This is a genomic window from Corynebacterium sp. HMSC068H04, from assembly GCF_001811255.1.
In the GTDB taxonomy this organism is placed as follows: Bacteria; Actinomycetota; Actinomycetes; order Mycobacteriales; family Mycobacteriaceae; genus Corynebacterium; species Corynebacterium hesseae.
In genome coordinates this window covers 1-15791 of sequence record NZ_KV804009.1, presented here as the reverse complement: position 1 = coordinate 15791, position 15791 = coordinate 1, and the positions used below count along the sequence as shown (strand labels likewise).

General features: G+C 59.5%; 15 protein-coding genes, 1 tRNA gene and 1 pseudogene. 12 read left to right on the top strand and 5 right to left on the bottom strand.

What is annotated here, in order from left to right; all coding sequences use genetic code 11:
- Positions 1 to 22: 22 nt before the first annotated feature.
- The 5 genes from HMPREF2792_RS08190 (at position 23) to HMPREF2792_RS08170 (ending at position 5770) form a co-directional block, all read left to right on the top strand.
- Entirely contained in the window at positions 23 to 1621 is a 1599-nt protein-coding gene (locus HMPREF2792_RS08190; RefSeq protein ID WP_232748509.1) for a peptide ABC transporter substrate-binding protein, read from the top strand.
- 43 nt (positions 1622 to 1664) lie between these two features.
- Positions 1665 to 3245 carry a mechanosensitive ion channel domain-containing protein gene (locus HMPREF2792_RS08185; RefSeq protein ID WP_070532715.1) on the top strand — a complete coding sequence of 527 codons (1581 nt, stop codon included), beginning with the start codon at positions 1665 to 1667 and terminating at the stop codon, positions 3243 to 3245.
- Between the two features lie 256 nt (positions 3246 to 3501).
- The gene (locus tag HMPREF2792_RS08180; RefSeq protein ID WP_070532712.1) at positions 3502 to 4122 is read left to right on the top strand and encodes an excalibur calcium-binding domain-containing protein; all 621 of its coding nucleotides are present in this window, start codon (positions 3502 to 3504) and stop codon (positions 4120 to 4122) included.
- Between the two features lie 10 nt (positions 4123 to 4132).
- Positions 4133 to 4936: a serine hydrolase domain-containing protein gene (locus HMPREF2792_RS08175; RefSeq protein WP_070532709.1), complete on the top strand. Its 804-nt coding sequence runs from the start codon at positions 4133 to 4135 to the stop codon at positions 4934 to 4936.
- Positions 4937 to 5335: 399 nt separating this feature from the next.
- Positions 5336 to 5770: a hypothetical protein gene (locus HMPREF2792_RS08170; RefSeq protein WP_070532707.1), complete on the top strand. Its 435-nt coding sequence runs from the start codon at positions 5336 to 5338 to the stop codon at positions 5768 to 5770.
- Between the two features lie 3 nt (positions 5771 to 5773).
- Here HMPREF2792_RS08170 and HMPREF2792_RS08165 read toward each other — a convergent pair whose 3' ends face one another.
- Positions 5774 to 6553, bottom strand: coding sequence for an HAD-IIA family hydrolase (locus HMPREF2792_RS08165; RefSeq protein WP_070532705.1), 780 nt, complete (start codon positions 6551 to 6553; stop codon positions 5774 to 5776).
- Entirely contained in the window at positions 6550 to 6852 is a 303-nt protein-coding gene (locus HMPREF2792_RS08160; protein WP_070519714.1) for an acyl carrier protein, read from the bottom strand. Before HMPREF2792_RS08160 ends, HMPREF2792_RS08165 begins: the two co-directional genes overlap by 4 nt.
- Before the next feature lie 26 nt (positions 6853 to 6878).
- Between HMPREF2792_RS08160 and HMPREF2792_RS08155 the strand changes: the two genes are divergently transcribed.
- On the top strand, positions 6879 to 7892 hold the full coding sequence (locus HMPREF2792_RS08155; protein ID WP_070532702.1) for an alpha/beta fold hydrolase: 1014 nt from the start codon (positions 6879 to 6881) through the stop codon (positions 7890 to 7892).
- A gap of 225 nt (positions 7893 to 8117) precedes the next feature.
- On the opposite strand, the gene aceE is transcribed toward HMPREF2792_RS08155, so the two are convergent.
- The gene (gene aceE, locus HMPREF2792_RS08150) at positions 8118 to 10874 is read right to left on the bottom strand and encodes a pyruvate dehydrogenase (acetyl-transferring), homodimeric type (RefSeq protein WP_070532701.1); all 2757 of its coding nucleotides are present in this window, start codon (positions 10872 to 10874) and stop codon (positions 8118 to 8120) included.
- Positions 10875 to 11047: 173 nt separating this feature from the next.
- Between aceE and HMPREF2792_RS08145 the strand changes: the two genes are divergently transcribed.
- Positions 11048 to 11485, top strand: a complete 438-nt coding sequence (locus HMPREF2792_RS08145; RefSeq protein ID WP_070517365.1) for a DUF3052 domain-containing protein — start codon at positions 11048 to 11050, stop codon at positions 11483 to 11485.
- A 109-nt stretch (positions 11486 to 11594) separates the two neighbouring features.
- Positions 11595 to 11670 (top strand) — tRNA-Val (locus tag HMPREF2792_RS08140).
- A gap of 17 nt (positions 11671 to 11687) precedes the next feature.
- Here HMPREF2792_RS08140 and HMPREF2792_RS12685 read toward each other — a convergent pair.
- Positions 11688 to 11852: a recombinase family protein gene (locus HMPREF2792_RS12685; RefSeq protein ID WP_232748511.1), complete on the bottom strand. Its 165-nt coding sequence runs from the start codon at positions 11850 to 11852 to the stop codon at positions 11688 to 11690.
- Positions 11853 to 12301: 449 nt separating this feature from the next.
- On the opposite strand from HMPREF2792_RS12685, the gene HMPREF2792_RS08135 reads away from it, so the two are divergent.
- The 3 genes from HMPREF2792_RS08135 (at position 12302) to HMPREF2792_RS13045 (ending at position 13982) form a co-directional block, all read left to right on the top strand.
- Complete coding sequence (locus tag HMPREF2792_RS08135; RefSeq protein ID WP_070532699.1) at positions 12302 to 12505, top strand: hypothetical protein; 204 nt, start codon at positions 12302 to 12304, stop codon at positions 12503 to 12505.
- A 29-nt stretch (positions 12506 to 12534) separates the two neighbouring features.
- A complete protein-coding gene (locus tag HMPREF2792_RS08130; protein WP_070532697.1) occupies positions 12535 to 12933 on the top strand; it encodes a hypothetical protein in 399 nt (132 codons plus the stop codon).
- 896 nt (positions 12934 to 13829) lie between these two features.
- Entirely contained in the window at positions 13830 to 13982 is a 153-nt protein-coding gene (locus tag HMPREF2792_RS13045; protein WP_158011592.1) for a hypothetical protein, read from the top strand.
- A 729-nt stretch (positions 13983 to 14711) separates the two neighbouring features.
- On the opposite strand, the gene HMPREF2792_RS08125 is transcribed toward HMPREF2792_RS13045, so the two are convergent.
- On the bottom strand, positions 14712 to 15275 hold the full coding sequence (locus tag HMPREF2792_RS08125; protein ID WP_070532695.1) for an SMI1/KNR4 family protein: 564 nt from the start codon (positions 15273 to 15275) through the stop codon (positions 14712 to 14714).
- Positions 15276 to 15480: 205 nt separating this feature from the next.
- On the opposite strand from HMPREF2792_RS08125, the pseudogene HMPREF2792_RS13465 reads away from it, so the two are divergent.
- Positions 15481 to 15651, top strand: a pseudogene (locus tag HMPREF2792_RS13465) (DUF2599 domain-containing protein); the annotation flags it as partial.
- Positions 15652 to 15791: the final 140 nt, after the last annotated feature.

Sequence of the window (15791 nt, the reverse complement as noted above, 5' to 3'; positions counted from 1 at the left end):
GTGAGAGTGAGGTGATGAACGCGTGACTTCGAGGCGTTCTTTTCTAGGCATGCTGGCGGCGCTAGCGGTGTCGGGCGTCGTGGTGCCCACGGTGGCGGGATGCACGGCGGAGCCTGGCAACGTCGACACCTCAGACATGAACCTCATCACCACGGATATCTCGGAGCCACAGCGCACCCTCATCCCGGCTGATTCCAACGATGTGCCGGGGCAGACCATCATCAACCTTGTGTACTCGGGGTTGATGTACCTGGATGAAACCGGTGGCGCTCACTATGACTTGGCGGAATCCATCACGCAGGTCGATGACACGACATATGACGTGGTGATTCGAGATGACGCCGTGTTTTCCGACGGTTCAACCGTGGAAGCAGAAGACTTCGTCGATACGTGGAATACCGCGGTGCGCCAGTCGCTGCTCTCCGCGCATCACTTTGAACCAATCCGTGGCTTCCACGAAGGCAGGAAGTCAATGCGCGGCCTTAAGGTGACGGGGCCGAAAACTTTCCGCATTGAGCTCTCACGCCCCACGGCGGGATTCCTCGAGCGCCTGGGATACTCGGTCTTTTTCCCCATGCGCTCCGAAGACCAGGATAGGCTGAGCGATCGCGGAACAGATCCCATCGGCAGCGGGCCTTATGTGCTGGCTTCCTGGGAGCGCGAGAAAGCTGTGACCCTCGTGCCGAACCCTCGCTACAAGGGGCCGCGAACGCCGCAGAATGAAGGCATCAAGTTCGTGGTGTATTCCTCGGAGGAGCAGGCCTACCAGGACCTCGTAGATGGCAAGCTGGACGTGCTCACGCGGATCCCGGCGGAGAAGCTAGGCAGCTTTGAAAAGGAACTGGGCTCGCGCGCTCTGGCCAAGCCTGGCGGTTCCATCATGGAAATCACCATCCCCGCCAACGATGCGAACTTCCGCGGTGAGGCCGGACGCTTGCGCCGCCGCGCGTTGTCCATGGCAATCGACCGCGAAGGAATGGCCCGGGACATCTTCCACGGTATGGTGCTTCCCGCCACCGGCTTCGTCGCGCCGCTGGACGGTTCCATTCCGCCGACACCGGAGGGGGCCGACGTCTTGACCTACCAGCCGGAGAAGGCCCGCGAACTGTGGGAGCAGGCTGAAAAGCTGGAACCGTTTGATGGGATTTTCAGCATTTCCTATAACACCGACGGCGGCCATAAGACCTGGATCGACGCCGTGGCGAAGCAACTGTCGGATACCCTCGGCGTGCCGGCGGAGGGCCATGAGTTTGCCACTTTGAAGGACCTCAGACAAGAGGTGATTGCCCGTCATCTCACCGGTGCCTTCCGCACGATCTGGCAAGCGGAGTTCCCTGAGGAATCTACCTTCCTGGTGCCGCTATATGCGTCCTACTCTTCGGAAAATGAATCAGGCTTTAACAGCTCTGAATACGATGAGCTGCTGAAGAAGGCAGGTCAGGCGAAGAGCCGGGAGGAAGCCCAAAAGCATTACACGGAGGCCCAGGGCCTGTTGCTGGAGAAGATGCCGGCGATTCCGCTGTGGACGACCAAGAGTTTCTGCGCTTTCGGCGAGGACATCGTCCCCGCGGGCTACACGTGGAAGCCAACTCCGAATTACTATCTCATCCACCGCGCTTAAGGCTCCAAGGGTTCTGTCAGGCTGAAGGACTAGGCTTGGCGCAATGCTGAAGTATTACTTGTTCGCCATGTGGCAGGCCATCGTGGATCACGGCCTGCCGCTGCTGGGAATGCTGTTGTTGGCGATTCTCATCCCGCGCATCGGCCGCTTGGCAGTGAGGGTCATTGAGTCCCGTTTGGATGAGAATCAAGAGTCCACCAAGGCGCGTTTGGCGCTTGCCGGTGCACTGGTCTACGTGGCGCAGGCGGTTGCCTATTTCCTTCTTGTGTTGGCCGCGCTGGCCAACGTCGGGGTGCCACCCCTGGGCGCGGCTATCCCCGCGACAGTCGTTTCGGCCGCCGTCGGTTTCGGCGCGCAGGCCATCATCGGTGACTTCCTTGCGGGATTCTTCATCCTCTCGGAAAAGCAGTTCGGCGTGGGTGATTACGTCAGCTTCGACGGTGTAACTGGCGTGGAGGGCACCGTCGTTTCGCTGACGCTGCGCACGACGACTGTGCGCACACCTACCGGTGAAGTGGTCATGGTGCCGAATGGTTCCGCGGGCGTGGTCACGAACTTCTCGCAAGAATGGTCGCGCGCGGTGGTGGATATCGCTATCCCGGTCCACGAGGGCGAGTCCTTGCCGGAGATCACCGAACAGGTGGAAAAGATTTCGAAGCGAGCCCTTGAAGCCCCAGACATCCACGCGGATGTGGCCGGTGAGCTCGACGTTCTGCCCGCCACTGGGCTCACGGCCCCCACTGCGGCCGGCCAGCCATGGCAGGTGCAGTACCGCGTCCTTGTGCAGGTCAACCCCGCCCGCCAGTGGGCGGTGGAGCGCGCGATCCGCTCGGCGCTGCTCTCCACCTTCTGGGATCTGTACAAGCTTCCCACCACTGAGGGCGTGCCGGGGGATGCCTCGCAGGAGCTTGGCGACGTCTCCGCTGCCGACGCCCCCACCACCATCATTCCGGCGGCAGATACTGCGGAGCCTTCGCACAAAGACGTGGCATCGGATGCGGAGACGCAGGTCATTGCTGCCGACGCCGTCGCTGATGCCGGCGCTATGCCCCAAGACAGCAAAGATGACGGGCCGGGCCGGCCGGCTTATGCGGGCGACTCCGAGGAGGAAGAAGAAGACGATTATCAGCGCGGCATCTGGCGCGACGATAAGCCGGACAACAAGTGGAACTATTTCTGGACTCTAGGCGGGCGCGTGCGGGCCTCAACGACGGGGCTCATCGCCGGCCTCGGTGTGGTTGGCCTGTTGCTGCTTTCCTCCGCTAACCCTGATGGGGTGGACGCTGGGTGGCTATCGCCCTCGCGGTGGATGGGGCAGTCCGAATCCACTTCTGAGTCGGCGCAACCTTCTGCGCCTTCCGCCGCGCCACTGACCACACCTCAGGAGGCGCCGGCAACTGACTCCACGGGCTCCGCAGAACAGGAGCCGACGGCAGAAGTTGATCCGCACACGCCAACTGATAGCACCCCGGACAGCGAAGCTGTGTATGCCCCCGCGGATCCGCAGGACGCCGAAACTCAGGCCCCAGTGGAGCAAAACTCCGAAGCACCCGCGCCCACGGCGAACGAGCAGCCTTCCGCGATCGTTTCTGAGGGAGCCGCAGAGCCGTCCACCGTGATGTAGCTCCGCGGCATCACCGAGAGGCGCCGCAAAGAAATGAGAGAGGCGCGTGGAGAGGGCGCACCAGAGATATGAGTGATAGGGAAGTGCAGCGACGAAATGCGCTACATTTTTGATATCGGCGCGGCGGGCTCATCCGTTAACTCATGCGGTGTAGCCCGCTGCTGGCTTCCAGCTCGCTGTGGCTTTCCGGCGTGATGTAGCCCTCGGATGAGCGCGATTTCCTGCGGGGTAGTGCTGCAGGATATAACTTGAGTTTATGAAGAAGTTCTCTCGCGCGGTTCTCGCCGCCTCTGTTTCTGTATCTGTCGCACTGTCCGTTGTCGTTCCTGCTCAGGCGGAGACCGCGGCCCCTAACGCCGAGGCAACCGCAACGGTTTCCTCCGAGTCTGACTCCTCCTCCCAGGAGGCTGATTCCTCGAGCCAGGGTTCGGGCTCCTCCAACACGGACGAGGATGACGCCGAATTCCAGCAGTCCTCCGAAGGCGAAATGATTGCGCTCGGCGTAGGCATTACCGCAGCGGTCCTCGCGGCTGCCGCCGGTGGCGTGTACTGGGCGGTGCAGCAGCGCATCATTCCGAACCCGCTGCCGGGCATCATCCCCTCTCCGCCGGCACCAGCTCCGGCACCGCAGCCGGCTCCTGCCCCAGCCCCCGCGCCCGCGCCGAAGCCAGCGCCTGCTCCTGCCCCAGCCCCGGCGCCCAAGCCGGCTCCCGCACCTAAGCCGGCTCCGGCCCCGAAGCCTGCCCCCGCGTCCTTTACTCGCTGCGCAGACGTGTGGAACGCACTAGGCCGCCCGATCTATGCGGGTGAGCCAGGTTTCCGCTCCAAGTTCGACCGCGATGGTGATGGCGTAGGCTGCGAGCGCGATCCTCGTTAAGCTGGAGCGCATGAGCGCATTTTCTTCCCTTGAGTCCTGGCCCGTCGATACCGTTGCTGGTGCCTTGCTGCACCGCGGCGAAGTGGTTGAGCAGGTGGGGGATACCTCCCGCCGCTTCCCGGTGGCATCCGTGACCAAGTTGGTGGCCGCCTATGGGGTGATGGTGGCCGTGGAAGAAGGTGCGGTGGAGCTCGACCAGCCTGCTGGTCCGGAAGGCTCCACGCTGCGCCACCTCTTGGCACATGCCTCGGGCGTGGGCTTTGATTCCCGCGAGCCACAGAAGCCCGTAGGGGAGCGCCGCATCTACTCCTCGGCCGGCTATGAATGGGCCGCCGAGGAAGTAGAAAAGGCCACCGAGATTCCATTTGCTGAGTACCTTGCTGAAGGCGTGTGTGCTCCTCTGGGCATGCGGGCCACAACTCTGGAGGGGTCAGCGGGCCATGGCTTGGTCTCCAGCGTGGAGGATCTCGCCGCTTTTGCCGGCGAGGTCTATTCGCCGCGCCTGCTCGATCCTTCGACTGTCGAAGAGATGCGCAGCGTCCAGTTCCCGGGGCTGCGGGGTATCGTGCCCGGCTACGGCAGCTTCAAAGATTGCACGTGGGGGTTGGGCTTTGAAATTCACGGTGAGAAGCAGCAGTGGATGGGTGGCTTGCCCGCCGATGCCGTGGGGCATTTCGGCATGAGCGGTACCTACCTGTGGGTGGCTGGTGACTGGGCCATGGTTTCGCTGACGGATCGCGATTTTGGCGAGTGGTGCAAGCCTTTGTGGGCCGAGACCAACACGGCCATCTGGCAGGAGTGCCAGGCGGGGTAGCCGGGGTGGCATGACGGTGTTGAGCGTCGTCGCGGCGTACCGTAGGGCGCCGCAACGGGGGTGGTGGGGTAGCTGTGGCGACAACGCGCGCGTGTTACACGCGTTGACTTATGTGACTGAAGTGATTGGTGGGGCGGTTTTCAGGGGGGAAGTCTCAAGTTCTTGTTGAGGCTGTGGGGGCTTAAGCGCAGGTTGAGGGTTGTTGTGGTTCAAGTGGCGGGGGAAAATTGTGGGCACACAACGACGCACCGTGTGGCCGCATACTGCGGCCACACCAAGCGGTGTTCGCGCCTCGGCGCGAGTGACGTGATGAAGACAAGTTCGTAGGGGAAGACGAAGCTCGTCTTGCGTCGGCGCATGCCGGCGTGCCATCACTCGCACGTCAAAGGAGTTTAAGGAGTGAATCAACGCGTTCACCCGCAGCTGGCCGGTGCCACCGCGCCGGCCGCTTCAGCCACCCCACTTGGCAGCCCGGCAGATAGCTGGCCCAACCGCGCCTGCGGTGAGGTCTGCACCGCCGTGCTGCAGATCTCGGGCATGCCGCGCAACCTGCGCCCTGCCATCGAGTGCGCCATGGCGCGCTGCATCAGCAGCGAAAGCGAGTTCATCGTGCCTGGTGATGACCCGCTGACCGCACAATGGTGTACCCGTTGGCACCGCGACCCAGTATGGGATCCGCTTAGCGGCCGCGTTCCTGACAACGCAGGCGGCCTCGGGATAGGCTGCCAGCAAGTTATTACGGGAACGCCCAGCGAACTGGACGCACTGGGCCGCGCCGTGGAGATGTTGGCGGGGGAGTACGGGTTCAGGGGCGTCGTCAAGCGTGCGGTCTAAGTCCTAGTCCGCGAAGGGATCCAGGATGCGCTCCGGAAGCTCCGCCACGGAGTCAATGACGTGAGTTGGGCGGAAAGGGTAGCGCTCGATGATGCTGTCATCACTGATGCCTGAGCGCACCAGGATGCTGCGCATGCCGGCCTCCAAACCGGACTTGACGTCGGTATCCATGCGGTCACCGATCATGACGGTATTTTCCGAGTGCGCGCCGATGTTATTCAAAGCGCTGCGCATCATGACTGGGTTCGGCTTGCCCACGTAGTAAGGCTCGCGGTTGGTTGCCGCGGTAATCAGCGCCGCAACCGCACCCGTGGCCGGGAGCACGCCCTGCGGGGCCGGGCCCGTGACGTCCGGGTTGGTGGCAATGAACCGCGCGCCGTTGCGGATAAGGTTGATCGCCGTGGTGATGGCTTCAAAAGAGTACGTGCGGGTCTCACCCAAGACCACGAAGTCCGCGTCGCGGTCGTTGAGAATCCAGCCGGCCTCGTGCAGCGCGGTGGTCAGGCCGGACTCTCCCACGACGTAGGCTGTGGACAATCCCGCCTGGTTGGACAGGAAGGCCGCCGTGGCCGTCGCCGAGGTCCAGATGCGCTCCGCCGGGATGTCGAGACCGGTGTTCTTCAGACGTGCGGAAAGATCCCGCGGGGTGGACATCGAGTTGTTCGTGAGCACCATGTACTCGATGTTGTTATCCTTCAGCGCCTGGATGAATTTATCCGCGCCGGGAATCATTTCCCCTTCCTTGATGAGGACGCCGTCCATGTCTGAGAGATAGGAAATCACGAGTGTTCCTCCACATAATCAGCAAGTTCGCCCACCGTGGTGACGGAGAGCATGGTTTCTTCGTTGAGGCGGACTCCGCAGGCTTCCTCGAGGCGCACGGCTAATTCGATGCGCTCGAGCGATTCAACCCCCAGGTCCTCTAGTTTCGCTTCGCGCTCTAGGCCTTCCTCCACGCCGGTCACCTTCGTGATGAGGCGGGTGAGCTCGCCGTATGCGTCTCCGGCGGGGGAAGCTTCTTTTTCTTCTGCCGGCGCGGAGCCGAAGCGGGCTTGGAGTTGCGCTGAAAGGTCGTTAGCCATGGGGCCCAGTCTAGTATTGAAATGTCATGGTTATTCGAGCACGTTCCTCCGCCATCGCCCGCAGCTGGTCGCGCCGGGCCCGCCCTCGCATGCGCTCCATCGAGCACACCGTCCACGATCAGTTGCATGATCTCACGACAGAGCCGGGCCTGACCGGGGTGACGGACTCGGGCTTCGTGGACAACGACGGCGTGCGCGTGGCATGGTACGAGGTAGGCCCGCAGGATGCGGAGGTCACCGTGGTTTTCATCCACGGCTACTGCCTGTCTGCTGAGAGCTTCTACTCCCAGGTCAACGACGTGCGCCGCAACTACCCTTCGGTGCGCTGCCTGCTTGTCGACGTCCGCGGCCACGGCCAATCCACCCACGTCGCCCCCGCGCAGTGCACGGTTCGGGGCGCGGCCGACGACGTGCTGGCCGTCATCGCTGAGCGCGCCGCCGAGGGGCCGTTGGTGCTGCTTGGGCACTCGATGGGCGGAATGATTGCGCTCAACCTGCTGCGGCGCGCCCCACGGGAGGTCTTTCACCGCGTTAAGGGCATGGCGCTGGTGGCTACCTCGATGCAGCGCTTTGCGGCCGAGGGCGTGGCGCGTGTCTTGGAATCGAAGACTCTGGGCATGGTCTATCGCGCCTGTTTGCGGTTGCCGAGCCGGCTCAACCGCGTGCGCTTCGAGGCCGCCGCACTTATCGCCCCGGCCTTCGCGGCGCTGCTGCAGGGCTTCCCGCAGATGGACAAGCTGCAATTCCACGTGGCGATGCTGCTAGATACCCCGATGTCGAGCTACGCGGGCTTCTTCGACGACTTGGTGGAGCACTCCGAGTTCGGCGCGGCGGCCAGACTTAGAAACGTGCCGGGCGAAATTGTGGTGGGCAGCCTTGACATCGTGACCCCGCACCGCCAATCGGAGGTCATTGCCCGCCACTGGCCGGACTCCACCTTGACTGTCATCGACGGCGCCGGGCACATGGTGATTTTGGAGGAGCCCAGCGAGGTCTCCAAGGCGTTGGGGCGCGTCCTCGATGGGGTGCTGGGCAGCTAGGGCCTGCTGCTGATGGCGGTTGAGCCTTCTATTGGCGTTGGCTGGGCCACGCGCGGTGCCCGAACTGCCCGGTCTGCCAAAGTTATAGCCTCTGATTCAAGATCTGGCCAGATCTTTGGCAACAACGGCAGTTGCCCCTGGGCTTGAACATGAGTTGAACATGAGAAAGCCCCTCCTGCTCAGGCAGAAGGGGCTGGAAAGCTTGAGGCTCTTAAGGCCTAAGCCTTAGTCCTCATCGGAGGACGTGGAGAGGGTGGACGTCGGGTCGTCGAGCTTGAGCTCGCGAGCCGCCTTTTCCACGGTGCTGCGCTCCACCTTGCCCTCGCGAGCCAAGCCCTCGAGGACTGCGACGACGATGGACTCGGCGTCGGTGTTGAAGTAGCGGCGGGCACCCTCGCGGGTATCAGAGAAGCCGAAGCCGTCTGCACCCAGGACGATGTAGTCACCCGGGACGTAGGGGCGAATCTGCTCCTGCAGGTCCGTGGCGAAGTCGGAGACACCAACGAACGGTCCCTCGAAGCCCTTGAGCTGGGAGGTGGCGAATGCCTCGGTGGGCTCAACGCCCTTGCGCAGAGCTTCCTTGTTGCGGGCAGCGCCGTCGCGCGCCAGCTTGACCCACGAGGTGACGGAGAACAGCGACGCCTTGACGTCGTAGCTTTCAGCCAGGATTTCCTGTGCACGCAGGGCCTCGTACATGCCCACACCGGAGGCCAGGATGTTGGCCGGGATGGAGCCGGACTCAGCGGTGTTGTAGTGGTAGATGCCCTTGTGCAGGCCCTCGACGTCGAGGTTCTCCGGCTCGGCAGGCTGCTTGACCGGCTCGTTGTACACGGTGATGTAGTACATGATCGGCTCGTTGTCCTCGCCGTACATGCGCTCGATACCGCGCGGAACCAGGTGCGCAATCTCGTAGCCGAAGGCTGGGTCGTAGACTTCCACGGCCGGGTTGGTCGACGCCAGGATCGGGGAGTGGCCGTCCATGTGCTGCAGGCCCTCGCCGGTCAGGGTGGTGCGGCCGGCGGTAGCGCCGATGATGAAGCCGCGGCCCAGCTGGTCGCCGGCAGCCCAGAAGGCATCGCCGGTGCGCTGGAAGCCGAACATCGAGTAGAAGATGTACAGCGGAATCATCGCCTCGCCCTGGGTGGCGTAGGAAGTAGCAGCTGCGGTGAAGGAGGCGGCTGCGCCTGCCTCAGAAATACCCTCGTGCAGAATCTGGCCGTCGGCAGCCTCGCGGTAGGAGAGCATGAGGTCATGATCCACCGGGACATAGTTTTGGCCGCGCGGGTTCCAAATCTTGAGAGTCGGGAACCAGGAGTCCATACCGAAGGTGCGGGCCTCATCAGGAATGATCGGAACGACGCGCTTGCCCAGCTCCTTATCGCGCATGAGCTCCTTGAAGGTACGCACCAGAGCCATGGTCGTGGCCACGTCCTGCTTGCCCGAGCCCTTGCGCACCGAACGCAGCTTGGACAGATCCGGGGTGGTGAGAGTTTCGAAGTTCTCACGGCGCTCCGGCAAGAAGCCACCCAACTCGTTGCGGCGCTCCAGCATGTACTTGATTTCCGGGGCGTCCTTGCCCGGGTGGTAGTACGGCGGCAGGTACGGATCGGCTTCGAGCTGCTCGTCGCTGATCGGGATTCCCTGCTTATCGCGGAAGAGCTTCAGATCCTCCAGCGTCAGCTTCTTCATCTGGTGGGTCGCATTGCGGCCCTCGAAGTTGTGGCCCAAGCCGTAGCCCTTAATGGTGTGGGCCAGGATGACCGTCGGGCGGCCGGTGCCCGCGTAGCTCAGCGCCTTGTCGTATGCGGCGTAGATCTTGCGGTAGTCGTGGCCGCCGCGGCGCAGTGCCCAAATCTCATCATCGGACATGTCCTCAACCAGCTTGAGCGTGCGCTCATCACGGCCGAAGAAGTGCTCGCGGACGTAGGCGCCGTCGTTAGCCTTGAAGGTCTGGTAGTCACCATCAGAGGTGGTGTTCATGATGTTGACTAGGGCGCCGTCTTTATCGGCTTCAAGCAGCTTGTCCCAGCCGCGGCCCCAGACAATCTTGATGACGGACCAGCCAGCGCCGCGGAAGAAGGACTCCAGCTCCTGAATGATCTGGGTATTGCCGCGCACCGGGCCGTCGAGACGCTGCAGGTTACAGTTGACCACGAAGGTCAGGTTGTCCAGCTCGTAGAGGGACGCCATCTGCAGCAGACCGCGGGACTCCGGCTCATCCATCTCGCCGTCGCCGAGGAAGGCCCAGACGTGCTGCTTGGAGGTGTCCTTAATGCCGCGCTTCTCCAGATACTTGTTGAAGCGTGCCTGGTAGATGGCGTTGATGGGGCCAAGGCCCATGGACACGGTGGGGAATTCCCAGAAGTCCGGCATCAGGCGCGGGTGCGGGTAGGACGGCAGGCCCTTGCCTTCGCCGCGCGAGTGCTCCTGGCGGAAACCGTCGAGGTCTTCCTCGGTGAGGCGGCCTTCCATGAAGGCGCGTGCGTAGACGCCCGGTGAAGCGTGGCCCTGGAAGAAGACCTGGTCACCGCCGGAGGGATCGTCCTTGCCCTTGAAGAAGTGGTTCAAGCCCACCTCATACAGCGGGGCAGCGCCTGCGTACGTGGAAATGTGTCCACCGACGCCAATGCCCGGGCGCTGTGCGCGGTGCACCATGATGGCCGCGTTCCAGCGGATCCAGCGGCGGTAGCGCTTCTCCAATTCCTCATCGCCCGGGAACTCCGGCTCGAGGGAGGTTGGGATGGTGTTGACAAAATCCGAGGACGTCAGGGACGGCAACGGCACGCGCTTGGCGGTAGCGCGCTCAAGAAGACGCAGCATGAGGTAGCGGGCGCGCTCCGGATCGGAAGAGTCCAGCAGACCGTCGAGGGAGTCCATCCACTCGCGGGTTTCTTCCGGGTCGGAGTCGTGCAGGTATGCTGCCACGCCATCGCGAACGATGGGGAAGTTGGAGTCGCCGTTGTGGGCGTCCAAGTCGGCCATTAAATCCTCCTGGTTCGTAGTACAAAGATCTGTTCCTAGGATACGCGCCGCTTTCACGGCGGGGCATTTGGAGGCCCCCAGGAGTGGTTTCATGGGGGAAAATGTCCACCACTGGGGAAGATCGGGGGAGGTTCGTCGCGAAAAAGTGCACCGTAGACGTTAAAATACTCTGCATGACATCAACTACTTCATCGGAAGGAACTCAGCGAGTGACGGGATTTGCAGCCAAGCTCGGCATCGAAGAGGGGCAGATTGCTCTGGAGCTTGGCTGGGACGAGGACTGTGACTCCACGATTTCTGAGTCCATCGAGGACGTGTTGGGGGAGGATTTCCTCGATGAGGAGACCGACGAGCTGTGTGACCTCGTGCTGCTGTGGTGGCGCGCGGAGGACGGCGATTTGGTCGATGGGCTGGTCGATGCCACCCGTCCCCTGGGTGATTCGGGCCGTATCTGGCTGCTGACCCCAGGCGCTGGAAAGCCGGGCAACCTCGAGCCCGGTGAGATCTCCGAATCCGCACAGCTGGCTGGTCTGGTGCAGACCAAGGCTGAGCGCCTCGGTGAGTGGCAGGGCTCCTGCCTTGTAGCCCGCGGCTACACCAAGAAGCCTTAAGGCAAACGCAGGTTATGCCTGCTCACGCGGCATTCGCAGCGACTAGTTGCACCCTGATTTGTTGCTGCGGGTGCCCATAGGCTAATCTTGTGCGAGCACACAGTGCACTGCGGCTTTAGCTCAGCTGGAAGAGCAACTGGTTTACACCCAGTAGGTCGGGGGTTCGATCCCCTCAGGCCGCACCAAATGAAACCCCTTTCCGTTAAGTCGGAGAGGGGTTTCGTCGTGCTCGGAGGGCGCCCGCGGGTGCTCTAGGGCGAAGGCCGCTTTGGTGGTCGGTGTAGATGCGGACTGCTCCGGCTGCTTTGAGTTGGGTGTGTTGGCGTTCGGGGGTTTGGTCAGTAGTACTGACGCGGGCGTAGCCGATGATTTGGCCGGCAATGCCCGGGGAGTGTTCGGTTGGGGTGTACCCTACTTCACCTCAACTGGAGATAACGACTGTAGACTTGCGCCAGGCATAAACGGTTGCTCAGAGCAATCCAAATGCCGAAATTGAAGTGTTATCGGTGTAGTTGACGACGAAAATTGGACAAAGAAAAAGGAGAACACCAATGGCAAAAAATAACCTTTCTCGATGACTAGTTTGCGGAATTAGGCTATAAGCGCAAGTACACTTGGGAGGCATGCTGGTTCAAAGAACTATCAAAAGGACTCGTCTTCTACATCTATGGCGGAATTGACCGTTCGATTGCAGGCATTGACGATGTCGGCTTCGCCTACGGCGCGAGTGCTAAGCCCCTTGCCAAACTCGACCATTCATTACGGAAAAACAGTTCCGTCCGAGGCAGCGGATCCGTCGAAACACGGGCAAAAATAATGAGCCAACGCAAAGCCATCATCGAATGGGCCTACAGCAGCCAAGAAGTCGAAACTGAGACCTTCGGCCCGAAGTGGCAACAGCTCACCCCAGAACAATTCAACCTAGTGGGCCTAGAAACACGACCCGGCAAATGGAGCGATGTGGAAGAACTCGAACATCTTCGTCAAGGTGTTGACGACTACATCGCCAAACACAGCTAACCTCAAACGACTTCAACGAAGGACACCCCATGAGCTTCGACATCATGATCATCGAACCGACCACCGTACCCACATCTACCCATGCTGCCTTTATGTCCTGGTACGAAGAGACCACGGAATGGAGCGACGATCGAGATTATTCCACTACCGATGGCTCCACCGACTCTATTGCGGCGTTTTACAACGCCATCACTGAACACTTCCCTGATCTCAACGCCGCCGACGACCTCGACGATGAAGACGATGATGACACAACCGCCGATTACACCATCGGCGACGATTTCCTCTACATCGGCTTCGACTACGCCGTCGCCGAAGACGCAGCACAACGCTGCCTCGAACTCGCCAAAGCCAACAACCTTGCCTTCATTGACATCAGCGGCACCACCACCATCCACTTCCCCGACGGCAGCACACTCGCCCACTAACCAACTGCCAGGCACAACAATCTCCTGAATCAATGCCCGAGGACAAACACGTCACTTGGGCATTACCGCAGACACCCCAAAAACTCTGAAAGCAAGCCCACTTCAATGAGGTGGCCCCGAGTGTGTAGATGCACTTGATGAGGGGTGCGCTGGGTGTCGAATGCAAAGATCCGTCGGCAGGTACTTATCGGCCTTATCCGGTAGTGGGATACCTAAGTTTTCGGCAGGGTTAAACGGGATAAGCCCCTGCACTACAGCTTGTTTAAGCGCCTGACGTAGCCGAATGTAGCGCTTATGGTTTTGCGCGTACTTATCGGGGAAGTCCCAACTGACATGCTCCCACCATTCCAGAATGTCGGCACGGGTTAGCTTTGCTAGTGCAATGTGCTGTAGCTGTCCGGAATTCATGCCCGCTAGGAAGTCGCCTGTTAGCCGGTAGTAAACGTGCTCTTGGTACTTCTCGTGGGTAGACCGCTTCCACCGCTTTGCTTGGGTTGGGGAGTTGTAGAAACGGTTGATCCAGTCACCAACGGTTAAGCTCTGCTGTTCCTTGAGCTTGCCGCGCTGCTTCGGCGGAATCCATTCCGTATACCCTTTGCGGCATGCCTCAAGGTGTTCTTCTTCGCGGGCAAGCCATTATTCCGCTTGTTTGCGCGTATTGAATCCGTAGCCGGGGGTGTACGTCAGGTAATCGGATTACTTTCACTGGACGCATGAAACTTATCTAAGTATGCAGCAGTACCCAACTCTGCAACTGGAGAAATAGATACAGGAGACGGTGGGCCATGCAGTGCATAAAGTTGGTTAAGTAGGGAGAATTTTCCTTATCGCCCACAGTTGAATACTCAGAAAAGATATTCATGCAATAAATAACGGTTCTCACAAAAGGAGTATTTATGTCCACAAGTAAAGATGAATCTCAATCCGCACAAGAAGGCGAAACTTCCCCTGCGAAGCAAGAAGGCACTCCGCAGCAAGACGTAGACAAGAAGATTAAGCCGAAACAGTCTCAGCAAGTGGCGAACGATATAAAGTGGGTGCCGTTTTGATCGGCTTTCACCTCGTTACACGAGCTCTCAATCGCTTATCTTTAAGACGTCCGTCGGCCCTTAGGCAAGAAGAACGCGAGGTAAGAAGTGCAAATTGGCATTGCTTCTCAGACGCTGAACTGCACAGATATGGGAACCTGGGGATAATCACTTATCAAACACTCCTCTTCTTGATTAATAACTATTCTGTGCTTGTCGGTGATGTGGAAGGAGAAGTTCCCAGAATTATCAAGGGTGTGGCCGCGACGATATTCGTCTTACTGGGAGTATCGTCAGTATTTTTCTATTATCTCGCTGCCGATAGAACGAGCCCTATAACGTCATCGAGAAACAAACCTGCCTTATGGTTGTTCCTTCTTGCGTTGTTATTTGCTGCCCCTGCGGTTCCGATGTTTATTTGGACTAACCCCGGAGAGCACATATGGATCAAGCTAGTAGTAGGTACTGTTTGTCAATTTGCTGCTGGATGTGTTGGATGGAGGGCGTCGAACCTTATCCCCTCGCCTTCCGCTGGGAACAGTAAGGAGTCGGCTTGACTGACATTGTTCGTGAAGCCCAAGGCGCGCACCTGTGCGCCTTGTTTATCAAAGCCCACGGGGATACTGGAGACTACGAGTACGAACACTCGATAGGAATCAGAAAAGGCCCCATGAAGTAACAAACCGTGTACCCGCCCCGCGACACGCCGCACGGACACACATTCTGCTACTTAACCCTAAAATGCCGCTACTAATCTCGATCAGGATTGCGGTTGGGGAACTCAATCTTTTTAACCGTTTTGCTTGGAATGTGGAAATTGCCAAATTTATCCGATATATGTTTACGTGTTTCGGGCTGGTCTCTTCGATTATTTGTTAGAAGTGATATGAAGGATGTAAAATCCTCGGACACTTGGAAGATTTTCCCTTCATCTTCATATAGTATGCTTCCGATTTTGAATTTCTCGTTTGAGAGGTTGAGTAGAATCTTGTCTTCGGGAGGGTTACTTGCTTCGCAAAAGTAGAATGCCCAGTCATGGAGCCAAGTTGGATCCAATTGGATGGAATTTTCCCATATATCTATTGGTGCTATGTTTCCAAAGATCATGGTTGCTTCAACCTCGAGAAGGGTTGCGTCGTCTGTCTTGAGCTGTACGCGTGAGTAAGCTTCAGAAATAACTCCACCTCCATAGAGTGATAGAAATTCCAGATAGTCTTTAGGTAGAGAGGAATCTGTGCTCCGCTTCAATCTAGATATTTGTTCCTTAGTGAACGGGTTGCTCTTAGTTGAGTAGAAGTCCGACGGAATTTCCATTTATCTATCCTTTCTTTCCCTAAAGGCCAAAACCGCCCTTGTGTGGTGCTCTACGTGCGACCTTCCGACGAGTCCGAGCATGTCGACCCAGTGTGCTGTGTGGTCAACATACCCTTGCGCCAAGGCTAGCCTCGGTGCGAGTCTGTCACCGGGGGAGCGGAAATGCTAAGCAGCACCGTTCCGACCGGCTGATTGGAATGAAGCAAAATCCAAGGGGGTTGCGGATACTGGAAGCCTCCACAACCAGTTTGTGTGTCACCCGCTATCTCAAGTCGCCCGAGTTAAGCCTAGTTGGAACTTGGAGGATTGGCGCCCTGATGTTGGACTTCCTAGAACAATAGCCGAACGATGTAATCCGGGTGAGGGAGACGACTAACCACACAAACCCGCGCTAAAACAGCAAACATGTATTGAGGAGGATGGCATTGATGCGTAAACAGAAAAGCGCAGCCTACTGGTCGAGCGTTACTGTCGTTGTAGTGCTGGGACCTGACCCCTGTTTGGTAGACACCTGAT

What these genes read in the sequence shown, in the direction of transcription:
- HMPREF2792_RS13045 (WP_158011592.1), top strand. Translation starts at nt 13,830, where the DNA reads ATGTCCACAAGTAAAGATGAATCTCAATCCGCACAAGAAGGCGAAACT.
- HMPREF2792_RS08155 (WP_070532702.1), top strand. Translation starts at nt 6,879, where the DNA reads ATGGTTATTCGAGCACGTTCCTCCGCCATCGCCCGCAGCTGGTCGCGC.
- aceE (WP_070532701.1), bottom strand. Translation starts at nt 10,874, where the DNA reads ATGGCCGACTTGGACGCCCACAACGGCGACTCCAACTTCCCCATCGTT.
- HMPREF2792_RS08185 (WP_070532715.1), top strand. Translation starts at nt 1,665, where the DNA reads ATGCTGAAGTATTACTTGTTCGCCATGTGGCAGGCCATCGTGGATCAC.
- HMPREF2792_RS08180 (WP_070532712.1), top strand. Translation starts at nt 3,502, where the DNA reads ATGAAGAAGTTCTCTCGCGCGGTTCTCGCCGCCTCTGTTTCTGTATCT.
- HMPREF2792_RS08125 (WP_070532695.1), bottom strand. Translation starts at nt 15,275, where the DNA reads ATGGAAATTCCGTCGGACTTCTACTCAACTAAGAGCAACCCGTTCACT.
- HMPREF2792_RS08175 (WP_070532709.1), top strand. Translation starts at nt 4,133, where the DNA reads ATGAGCGCATTTTCTTCCCTTGAGTCCTGGCCCGTCGATACCGTTGCT.
- HMPREF2792_RS08145 (WP_070517365.1), top strand. Translation starts at nt 11,048, where the DNA reads ATGACATCAACTACTTCATCGGAAGGAACTCAGCGAGTGACGGGATTT.
- HMPREF2792_RS08130 (WP_070532697.1), top strand. Translation starts at nt 12,535, where the DNA reads ATGAGCTTCGACATCATGATCATCGAACCGACCACCGTACCCACATCT.
- HMPREF2792_RS08135 (WP_070532699.1), top strand. Translation starts at nt 12,302, where the DNA reads ATGAGCCAACGCAAAGCCATCATCGAATGGGCCTACAGCAGCCAAGAA.
- HMPREF2792_RS08160 (WP_070519714.1), bottom strand. Translation starts at nt 6,852, where the DNA reads ATGGCTAACGACCTTTCAGCGCAACTCCAAGCCCGCTTCGGCTCCGCG.